The 9,950-nt window shown below is 38.7% G+C and carries 15 protein-coding genes; 12 read left to right on the top strand and 3 right to left on the bottom strand.

Features of this window, described 5'->3' with window-relative positions:
• Positions 1-294: 294 nt before the first annotated feature.
• Positions 295-582: a hypothetical protein gene (locus HT697_RS03075; RefSeq protein WP_173219770.1), complete on the bottom strand. Its 288-nt coding sequence runs from the start codon at positions 580-582 to the stop codon at positions 295-297.
• A 9-nt stretch (positions 583-591) separates the two neighbouring features.
• The gene (locus HT697_RS03080; protein ID WP_050275810.1) at positions 592-1,002 is read right to left on the bottom strand and encodes an HIT family protein; all 411 of its coding nucleotides are present in this window, start codon (positions 1,000-1,002) and stop codon (positions 592-594) included.
• 67 nt (positions 1,003-1,069) lie between these two features.
• Between HT697_RS03080 and HT697_RS03085 the strand changes: the two genes are divergently transcribed.
• Both HT697_RS03085 and HT697_RS03090 read left to right on the top strand, forming a co-directional pair.
• Positions 1,070-1,801, top strand: coding sequence for an ABC transporter ATP-binding protein (locus tag HT697_RS03085; RefSeq protein ID WP_173262076.1), 732 nt, complete (start codon positions 1,070-1,072; stop codon positions 1,799-1,801).
• Entirely contained in the window at positions 1,798-2,847 is a 1,050-nt protein-coding gene (locus HT697_RS03090) for an ABC transporter permease (protein ID WP_173219774.1), read from the top strand. The genes HT697_RS03085 and HT697_RS03090 overlap by 4 nt, the downstream gene beginning before the upstream one ends.
• A gap of 61 nt (positions 2,848-2,908) precedes the next feature.
• Here HT697_RS03090 and HT697_RS03095 read toward each other — a convergent pair whose 3' ends face one another.
• Entirely contained in the window at positions 2,909-3,238 is a 330-nt protein-coding gene (locus tag HT697_RS03095; protein WP_173219777.1) for a helicase BlpT, read from the bottom strand.
• A gap of 295 nt (positions 3,239-3,533) precedes the next feature.
• On the opposite strand from HT697_RS03095, the gene HT697_RS03100 reads away from it, so the two are divergent.
• From HT697_RS03100 to HT697_RS03145, 10 genes are all read left to right on the top strand, one after another.
• Positions 3,534-4,271, top strand: a complete 738-nt coding sequence (locus HT697_RS03100; protein WP_173219780.1) for a response regulator transcription factor — start codon at positions 3,534-3,536, stop codon at positions 4,269-4,271.
• 13 nt (positions 4,272-4,284) lie between these two features.
• Positions 4,285-5,634: a sensor histidine kinase gene (locus HT697_RS03105; RefSeq protein WP_173219782.1), complete on the top strand. Its 1,350-nt coding sequence runs from the start codon at positions 4,285-4,287 to the stop codon at positions 5,632-5,634.
• 68 nt (positions 5,635-5,702) lie between these two features.
• Positions 5,703-6,059 carry a hypothetical protein gene (locus HT697_RS03110; RefSeq protein ID WP_173219785.1) on the top strand — a complete coding sequence of 119 codons (357 nt, stop codon included), beginning with the start codon at positions 5,703-5,705 and terminating at the stop codon, positions 6,057-6,059.
• A 274-nt stretch (positions 6,060-6,333) separates the two neighbouring features.
• Positions 6,334-6,453 (top strand): PncF family bacteriocin immunity protein, encoded by a 120-nt coding sequence (locus tag HT697_RS03115; RefSeq protein WP_173219790.1) that lies wholly within the window; start codon positions 6,334-6,336, stop codon positions 6,451-6,453.
• Between the two features lie 286 nt (positions 6,454-6,739).
• A complete protein-coding gene (locus HT697_RS03120) occupies positions 6,740-6,904 on the top strand; it encodes a hypothetical protein (protein WP_049511538.1) in 165 nt (54 codons plus the stop codon).
• On the top strand, positions 6,901-7,305 hold the full coding sequence (locus tag HT697_RS03125) for an immunity protein (protein WP_138704684.1): 405 nt from the start codon (positions 6,901-6,903) through the stop codon (positions 7,303-7,305). The genes HT697_RS03120 and HT697_RS03125 overlap by 4 nt, the downstream gene beginning before the upstream one ends.
• Before the next feature lie 482 nt (positions 7,306-7,787).
• Positions 7,788-8,171, top strand: a complete 384-nt coding sequence (locus HT697_RS03130; protein ID WP_173219793.1) for an immunity protein — start codon at positions 7,788-7,790, stop codon at positions 8,169-8,171.
• A gap of 63 nt (positions 8,172-8,234) precedes the next feature.
• The gene (locus HT697_RS03135) at positions 8,235-8,924 is read left to right on the top strand and encodes a CPBP family intramembrane glutamic endopeptidase (RefSeq protein WP_173219796.1); all 690 of its coding nucleotides are present in this window, start codon (positions 8,235-8,237) and stop codon (positions 8,922-8,924) included.
• Between the two features lie 41 nt (positions 8,925-8,965).
• Positions 8,966-9,214, top strand: a complete 249-nt coding sequence (gene blpZ, locus HT697_RS03140; RefSeq protein ID WP_173262079.1) for an immunity protein BlpZ — start codon at positions 8,966-8,968, stop codon at positions 9,212-9,214.
• A gap of 29 nt (positions 9,215-9,243) precedes the next feature.
• On the top strand, positions 9,244-9,855 hold the full coding sequence (locus HT697_RS03145) for a type II CAAX endopeptidase family protein (protein WP_173262081.1): 612 nt from the start codon (positions 9,244-9,246) through the stop codon (positions 9,853-9,855).
• Positions 9,856-9,950: the final 95 nt, after the last annotated feature.

A 9,950-nucleotide genomic window follows, 5' to 3' on the forward strand; every position in this document is an offset into this window, starting at 1 on the left:
TCAAAACAGTGTTTTGAGTTGACTTCGTCAGTTCTATCCACAACCTTAAAACGGTGTTTTGAGCAGTCTGTGCCTAGCTTTCTAGTTTGCTTTTTGATTTTTATTGAGTATGAGTTACCTAAATTATGATGCATAGTTGATGGGATATATATAGTAGATTGAAATATAATATGAACAAATTGATAAGAGGATTTTAAAGTAATCTCTAACAATGCTTTAGAAACTATGATGTGCTATTCTAAATTCAATTCACTATAACTTGTTTACCTTTTAAAAAAGAGCCGAGTGGCTCTTTTACTTATCTTCAAGTTCCTGTGTTTCTTTAATCACAGCTAGTCTAGTCTGGATATCCTTTTCCACGACCTTAAACTTGTAAGTCAGGTCTTCTTGATATTCCTTGATGAGTTCTTTTTGCTGGTCGATGATTTGCAGGCTGTTTTGGATAATATCCACATCATCCTTGATAGCTTGAACGCGGTCAGTTGTATTCAAGACTTCATCTGTGATGGTTTGGCGATTTTTTGTGACCAGATAACTTCCGGCTGCGGCTCCTGCAAATAGCAGTAGGTTGGATAATTTCATGGTAACTCCTTAGGCGTTTTTGATGGTTTCAGCGACTTGAGCGAGTTTGTCAAAGTCAGGTTCGTGGGCGATAAAATCAATCTTGAGGTCATCGTCCGCACTGTAGCGAGGCACGAGGTGAACGTGGGTATGAAAGACGGTTTGACCTGCGATTTCTTCACAGTTAGCAATGATATTCATACCAGCAGCCTTGGTAGCTTTCATGACTTTTTGAGCTACTTTTGGTACTTGGGCAAAGAGTTGGCTGGCGCTAGTAGCGTTCATTTCCAAAAGATTGCGATAGTGTTCTTTTGGCACGACTAAGGTGTGTCCTGGTGTCACTTGAGAAATATCCAGAAAGGCAAGAACCTGCTCATCTTCATATACTTTTGAAGCAGGAATTTCCCCTGCGATGATTTTACAAAAAATGCAATCTGACATAAAATCTACCTCTACTGTATTGAATTTTGATATAATATAGCTACATTATACCAGATTTGGAGAAAATATGTTAGAAATTAAAAACCTGACAGGTGGCTATGTCCATGTCCCTGTCTTGAAAGATGTGTCTTTTACTGTTGAAAGTGGGCAGCTGGTCGGTTTGATTGGTCTCAATGGTGCTGGGAAATCGACGACAATCAATGAGATTATTGGTCTGTTGACACTTTATAGTGGCTCCATTAATATCAATGGCCTGACCCTGCAAGAAGATGCGACTAGCTATCGCAAGCAAATTGGTTACATTCCTGAGACACCTAGCTTGTATGAGGAATTGACCCTCAGAGAGCATATCGAAACGGTTGCCATGGCTTATGGTATTGAGCAGAAAGTGGCTTTTGATCGAGTAGAACCTTTGTTAAAAATGTTCCGTCTGGACCAGAAATTGGACTGGTTCCCTGTTCATTTTTCAAAAGGGATGAAGCAGAAAGTCATGATTATCTGTGCTTTTGTGGTGGATCCGAGTCTTTTCATCGTGGATGAGCCTTTCCTTGGTCTTGATCCGCTGGCTATTGCAGACTTGATTCAGCTTTTGGAAGTGGAAAAGCAAAAGGGTAAGTCTATTCTCATGAGTACTCACGTGCTGGATTCAGCGGAAAAGATGTGTGATGCCTTTGTTATTCTCCACAAGGGAGAGATGCGTGCCAAAGGCAATCTCCTGCAACTGCGCGAAGCCTTTGATATGCCTGAGGCTAGTTTGAATGATATTTACTTGGCTCTGACCAAAGAGGAGGAGCTATGAAAGACTTGTTTTTAAAGAGAAAGCAGGCTTTTCGTAAGGAGTGTCTTGGTTATCTGCGCTATGTTCTCAATGACCACTTTGTCTTGTTCCTGCTTGTCTTGCTGGGTTTTTTAGCCTACCAGTACAGTCAACTCTTACAACATTTTCCTGAAAATCATTGGCCTATTCTTTTGTTTGTAGGAATTACGTCTGTTTTACTTTTGCTTTGGGGAGGAATTGCCACCTATATGGAGGCTCCAGACAAGCTCTTTCTCTTGGTCGGAGAAGAGGAAATCAAGCTCCATCTCAAGCGTCAAACTGGCATTTCCCTAGTCTTTTGGCTCTTTGTGCAGACCCTTTTCTTGCTGTTATTTACGCCTTTATTTTTAGCAATGGGTTATGGCTTGCCTGTTTTTCTGGTCTATGTGCTTTTATTGGGGGTAGGAAAATATTTCCTCTTTCGTCAAAAGGCCAGCAAATTTTTTACTGAAACTGGACTAGACTGGGATTATGTCATTTCCCAAGAAAGCAAGCGTAAGCAAGTCTTGCTTCGTTTCTTTGCCCTCTTTACGCAGGTCAAGGGGATTTCAAACAGCGTCAAGCGTCGTGCCTATCTGGACTTTATCCTAAAGGCTGTTCAGAAGGCCCCTGGGAAGATTTGGCAAAATCTCTATCTGCGTTCTTATCTACGAAATGGAGACCTCTTTGCGCTCAGTCTCCGTCTTCTCTTGCTTTCCATACTGGCGCAGGTTTTTATCGAGCAAGCTTGGATTGCGACAGCAGTGGTGGTTCTCTTTAACTACCTCTTGCTCTTCCAGTTGCTGGCCCTCTATCATGCCTTTGACTACCAGTATTTGACCCAACTCTTTCCACTGGACAAGGGGCAAAAGGAAAAAGGCTTACAGGCTGTAGTCCGAGGATTGACCATTTTTGTTTTACTTGTGGAATTAGTTGTCGGGTTGATTACCTTCCAAGAAAAACTGGCCCTTCTAGCCTTACTGGGAGCTGGTTTGGTTTTACTAGTCTTGTATTTGCCTTATCAGGTAAAACGTCAGATGCAGGACTAACATTGCCTATATGACACTAAAAAAGAAGTTGAGTTCAGTCTGTCTCAGCTTCTTTTATTTTCTACAGGATAATGGTTGGTCCGTAGAGACTCAACTTGGTCTTGACTTGGTCAAAGTGGAAGCGGTCATAGGCCCGCCAAGCGGCGCGAGTTGGAGCATCTGGATTGAGAGCACTGAGTCCCATGAGAAGGCTGGAAGTCTGGTAAAATTTTTCCAGTTCAATCAAGACTCGATTATCCACTGTCTCAGACTTGGCTAGAAAACCAAGAATAGAGTTTAGCTGCTCCTGAAAGCGGACGTCGTCAGCGCTTGCCTGTTTGCATGCTTGGTAGGCTTTGTTTAAGTCAGTAATCAAAGTCTGAGCTCTTTTGATAGGGTCTGTATCTGTCATGAGAATTCCTCCTTTAATCTTGGTGCCAGTCTTGTTTCTAGCAACTGTGTTTTGATACTGTCAGTTTATCACTTTTATCTCCTTTTTCACCATCAAATCTTTAATTGTTCTTGAAATTTCCTGAATGGTACTGTTAAGATTTTATGATAAAATAGTGGTAAGATTATCATGCTTATTTGAGGAACAAGATACCTTTCAGGAGCGTTAAAGGCCTGTTTAGGATTGGGTGGGCTTGTATCATAGTATTTTTGCTATTCTATTTTTAGGAAGAAATCGAAACAAGGAGAGTAAGAAGATGAGAATATTTGTTTTAGAAGATGATTTTTCCCAACAGACTAGGATTGAAACGACGATTGAGAAACTCTTGAAGGAGCATCATATCACTCCCAGCTCTTTTGAAGTTTTTGGTAAGCCAGACCAGCTGCTGGCAGAGGTGCATGAGAAGGGAGCCCATCAGCTATTCTTTTTGGATATTGAGATTCGAAATGAGGAGATGAAGGGTCTGGAAGTGGCTAGAAAGATTCGGGATCGGGATCCTTATGCCCTGATTGTCTTTGTGACGACTCACTCGGAGTTTATGCCCCTGTCCTTTCGCTACCAAGTGTCTGCTTTGGACTATATTGATAAGGCCTTGTCAGCTGAGGAGTTTGAGTCTCGGATCGAGACAGCCCTCCTCTATGCCAATAGTCAAGATAGTAAGAGTCTGGCGGAAGATTGCTTTTACTTTAAATCAAAATTTGCCCAATTTCAGTATCCTTTTCAAGAGGTTTACTATCTCGAAACGTCGCCCAGAGCCCATCGTGTTATTCTCTATACCAAGACAGACAGACTGGAATTTACAGCGAGCTTAGAGGAGGTTTTCAAGCAGGAGCCTCGTCTCTTGCAGTGCCACCGCTCTTTTCTCATCAATCCTGCCAATGTGGTTCGTTTGGATAAGAAAGAAAAACTCCTTTTCTTTCCCAATGGTGGAAGCTGTCTAATCGCGCGTTATAAGGTCAGAGAAGTGTCTGAAGCTATCAATAACTTGCATTGAGCTAGGAGAGTTTATGAATATTGCTTGGATATTATTATATACACTTGTTACTCATGGACTAGAAATTGTCATTTTCTTTAAGGTGGATGGAATTGGTCTCACTTTTGAGAGGATTTTTAAGGCCTTTCTTTTTAAGATACTGTTGGCCTTTGTTTTTTTAATGATTGGCTATATGGTAGGAGATAGTTTCCTATTTTATTTTATGGACCCCTTGTACGGTATAGGCTTGTCTTTCTTACTGTTAAGAGGGCTTCCTAAAAAACTCCTCTTCTTTTATGGTCTCTTTCCAATGATATTGGTGAATCTCTTTTATAGAGGGGTCTCCTATTTTGTGCTTCCATTTTGGGGACAAGAAATTGTAGATAAAGATAGCAATCCTATCTTTTTATTGATGACGATATTCGTTTGCTTCATAGTTTTAGTCTTTTTGAAATGGTTGGACTATGATTTCACTAACTTGAGAAGGGAGATTCTCGATAAAGGTTTTAAAAAGTCCCTGACTACGATTAACTGGATAATGGGGGGCTACTATCTAGTGATGCAAAGTCTGTCTTTCTTTGAATATGAACAAGGTATTCAATCAACGACTGTTCGCCATCTGATTCTAGTGTTTTACCTGCTCTTTTTTATGGGGATGATCAAGAAATTGGATACCTATTTGAAGGACAAACTTCATGAGAGACTGGACCAAGAGCAGGTCTTGCGCTACAGAGATATGGAACGCTATAGTCGGCATATAGAGGAGCTTTACAAGGAAGTCCGGAGCTTTCGCCATGATTACACTAACCTCTTGACCAGCTTACGTCTGGGCATTGAAGAGGAGGATATGGAGCAGATAAAAGAGGTCTACGACTCGGTCTTAAAGGATTCCAGTGAGAAATTACATGACAATAAATATGATCTTGGACGATTGGTGAATATTCGTGATAAAGCCCTCAAAAGTCTTCTAGCAGGGAAATTTCTAAAAGCTAGAGATAAGAAGATTGTCTTTAATGTCGAAGTTCCTGAGGAGATTCAGGTCGAGGGGATGAGTCTACTTGATTTTCTAACCATTGTGTCTATCCTTTGTGACAATGCTATTGAAGCTAGTGTAGAGGCCAGTCAACCTCATGTTTCAATCGCCTTTTTAAAAAATGGGGCACAGGAGACCTTTATCATTGAAAACTCCATCAAAGAAGAGGGCATCGATATTTCTGAAATCTTCTCCTTTGGAGCCAGTTCTAAAGGGGAGGAGAGAGGAGTTGGTCTCTATACCGTTATGAAGATTGTGGCAAGTCATCCTAATACCAGTCTAAATACCACCTGCCAAAATCAAGTCTTTCGTCAGGTTTTAACAGTTCACTCGATGTCAGTTGATGATTAGAAGACTTGTGGAAAGAAGTACTGCCTGCAGTCATCAATTAAAATGCCATAGTATATGAGGTACCCTATATGAATAAGAAATCCTTTTTTATCATCTGTTCTACGTTGATCATAGCATCGAATCTTCTCATGCTTTCCGTTGTGAACAAGGGAGAAGAAACAGGGAGCAATCTGTTTGTGATTGCTATAGCCTGTGTTTTATTACCAGCATTTTTATATGCGGTTGAAAATCAACTGACTTCATTGGTAAGAGTAGAATCAATACTCCTGATTCAGTTGACAGTTATATCCCTACTCCGTCTTATCAACAGAATAGGGAGTACGCCTGAAATCCTCAACATTATCATTACCCTTATCGCTTTGGCAAGTGGGACAGCTGCTATCCTTGTTGCGATCATGAGAATATATGAGAACAGACGGAAGTAAGGCTGAATAGCTTTCGATGTATTTTCACATTGTTAAATTCCCCTAGGGCAAGTATGTTTTTCATGCTTGCTTTTTAAATTTTTTACAATTCAAGATGTTTTGATGACCATTTGTGATTTGGATGGAAAATTTTAAAAAATAGTAGTATACTAACCTTATTAAGGTTGTAATAGGACGAAAGTAAAAAGAGGTATTCCTCGTGAATGCAAAAACAATGTTACAATTGGCTATTATGGTTGCTTAAAGACTTGAGCTTGTGTACTTGGAGGTAATTATGGATTTTAAAAGTTTTATTATTGGTTTAGTAGTTGGTATATTTGGTCCTTATATGGATGATTTAATTAGAAAAATATTTTCAAAATCTCCCAAAAAGGATACAGATAGTACCCTCTAAAAAATAAATTTCTCCCCTGTATTTGCTAGCTTAATTTACAGGGGAGTTTCTTTAATTTTGTTTCGCCTGTCAAAATGATATGTGATAGCAGGATGAAAAGTCTACAAACAAGTTGGTATCAATACAATATAAAGAGGAAAGTATGTTTTTCATGCTTGCTTTTTAAATTTTTTACAATTCAAGATGTTTTGATGACCATTCGTGATTTGAGTGATCCAAGGTCAAAATAAGTGCTATACTAATAGTGTAAAGGTTCTAGCTCAACAAACATTTAGGAGGAAATCTTATGAAGAAAAAAATACTTGTCATTTTCATCTTGTATCTAATCATGTCCATCTTTCTATATCCGCTTAGGGAGAGTGCTTGGTATCAGCTATTTTATACTATAGCCTATATGATTGCGGTTATGATTTATCTTGCTTTAACTAAAAAGAAAGGAGCAAAGAAATGAAAACTTTTCTTGCTAAAAAACGGAACATCTTCCTTGCGAGATTGTTCTTAGGTCAGTTGCCCTTGCTTGTCTCTACTTATCTATTTCTATCTCGTCAGTTTTTAAATTTTTCCTTGGTTTTCCAATTTCTTTTAGTGGTTATTAACTTGGCTTCGATTTTGGTTACTGTTTACCTCACTAGGGAGATGAGGATAAGAGAGTTTGAAGATGATGATTTGGTTAGTCCTAGAACCAATCAACTCATGTTCATCGGCTTGACAGGTTTTATGTCTATTATCTGTTTGTATAGAGGTATCACAGCAGGAGAATCCTATCAGCAATTGATTGCCTACATTGGTGCTATTCTCTGCTTGATTATCATGCTTCTGCTTATTTGGGGCTTGAAGTATTATAAAAAGTAGGGGCTAATGAAGTTTTTACAATTCAAGATGTCTCGATGACTATTCAAGATTTGGATGAAAAACTTTAACAAATAGTGCTATACTGAAATTGTCAAAGTTGCAACGGGTGCTGCTACATTATGTTAAAAATCGCTCTTGATTGATAAGCTGGATTTGTTAGGAAAGGAGTAAATAATTATGGATAAGAAAAAGATAGTTTCGACTATAATATGTATAGTATTTCTTGTAGTGTCAGTAGATAATTTTTTTAGAGACTTAACCCCGTTATTGTTCATTTTAAATATTATTGGCCTAACTTGTTTTTTAGTGTTAACATACACTAACATAAAAGAGATACTCTTAAATATAAGTAAATGATGATTTGGTTAGTCCTAGAACCAATCAACTCATGTTCATCGGCTTGACAGGCTTTATGTCTATTATCTGTTTGTATAGAGGTATTTCAGAAACAGAATTCTATCAACAACTAATCGCTTATATATATGAAATACAGACTATTTCTTGTTATTTTCTTGAGTAGTGTGTTGGATATTCTTTTAGGGACATTTTTACAAATCTCTATCGTATCGATTGGGTGGCTTGTTCTTTACAGTGGTTTGTTTGAGGCAGGAGTTTTCCTTCTTGCCAATAAAGGGTTGGCGGTAAAAATCAAGGAAGTAGACATTCGAAATCGCTTTAAATTTATTTTTGGAAAAACCTTATGGTTTCAAATTCTTTTGCTCATCTTTTTGATAATCAAACTTTATCTTGGTTTGGATGCGAGGTTGATTTTATTCTATGGACATATTTTCATTGTCTTTAATGCCTTAATGTATCTATTATCTAGTAGTCAGGTTATCCTTAAAAAGAACAAACTGTCTTCTTAATCTTACAGCAGTAGAGCCTGACAAGGGGAGCCATCCTGTCTTGTAGATAGTAGGAGGATTTATATGAAAAGACACTCTATTCTTTTCAAAACGAGTGCAATTCTTTCTTATTTGTTTCTGTTTTTCGGACTGTCTTGGACGCCCCAATTTTGGAGCAATTATTGGGAGTTCTCGTCTTGGGTAGGAAATATTATCTGGATTCGAAACATCATCAGCCTTCTCTTTATCGGCTTGATGGTTTGGATTTTGGTCAGGTCGGGCCATGCTTATCTCTTTCGTATCCCTAGGAAAAAGTGGTTGAGCTATTCTGTTCTGACGGTGTTAGCAGCTGTTGTGCTTATCTGCTTTAACTATCTGACAGCTAAACACGTTCAGGGAACCAATGAAGGGTGGAATTTGTTTATTGCTTATAGTGAGACAAATTTTGCGGAGTTTGGTGTTTACCTAACCTTAATCGTACTAGGACCTCTGATGGAAGAATTGGTATGTAGGGGATTGCTTCAACATGCCTTCTTTAAGAATTCGAGGTGGGGGCTGGATCTTCTCTTTCCGTCATTCTTATTTGCCTTGCCCCACTTTTCTAGCTTGCCAAGTCTGGCAGATATTTTTGTCTATACGGCAGTGGGCTGTCTATTTGCCTGTCTAACACGTTATACTAAGAGTATCTATCCTTCTTATTCGATTCATATTGTTAATAATATCATCGCAAACTTACCATTTTTGCTCACTTTTCTACATAGGGTCTTGGGGTAAAAAAACCAAAGGCTTGCTTTTCAGCCATAGAGGAGGTTATCATGTATAAACACTTATTTTTCCTAGATTCAAAAACCTTAGACTGGTTGACACCTTATATTCTGGTCTTGGCTTCTGACACCATTGCCTTTAATGTTTTTGTGCTAACCTTTGTATCTGTGGTGGTCTTTTATTTCCTAAATCCCATGTTATCTTTAATGGCTATCTTCTTAGGGGCTGGTTATGTGGTCGGATTTTGGTTACTCAAATGGTTTGTTTTGGAAAGACTAGACCTAAAGAATGACGCGTAGGAAGTCTGTTTGGTGAGGAGGATAATTTGATGGAGTTTTTTGATAAATTTCATGCCTTGTGCTTTGGATTTTTAGTACTAATAATCGTCATTACAGTTCCTTATACGATTAACCATGGGGATTTTTTTCAAAATGAGCCTGCACTGATTATTGTAAGTCTTCTAGTAACCTCTCTGAGTGTTGCTTATGCTAGAAAGTTTGACATGATTTCTTTTGGGATGTTAAGCAAGAAAGAACTGTTGCTTTTCATTGTAATCTTTCTTCTAAGCGTTCTTGAGACGCTAGTTTATATTCATTTCTTCGCTGTTTCTTCTGGCGCAGGAGTTCAACACTTGGCGGAAGTCAGCAGAGGAATTTCCCTGTCTTTGATTTTGACTTCCACAGTTTTTGGCCCCATCCAGGAGGAACTCATTTTCAGAGGACTTCTTCAAGGTGCGGTTTTTGACAATTCTTGGTTAGGGCTTGTGCTAACTTCCTCTCTCTTTTCTTTCATGCATGGACCTTCTAATGTCCCTTCGTTTATTTTTTATCTACTTGGGGGCGTGTTACTGGGCTTTGCTTATAAAAAGAGCCAAAACCTATGGGTTTCTACTCTAGTTCACATGTTTTACAATGCTTGGCCACTCTTATATTATTTATAAAAATCATGAAAGGTAAGCAGAAGACGTGCTTGCCTTTTCTTTCTATAATGATACCCAAGCCAATCCAGAGGCTTTTCGGTAAATTCCCAAACTAA

Source organism: Streptococcus sp. 1621, assembly GCF_013276615.1.
GTDB lineage: Bacteria > Bacillota > Bacilli > Lactobacillales > Streptococcaceae > Streptococcus.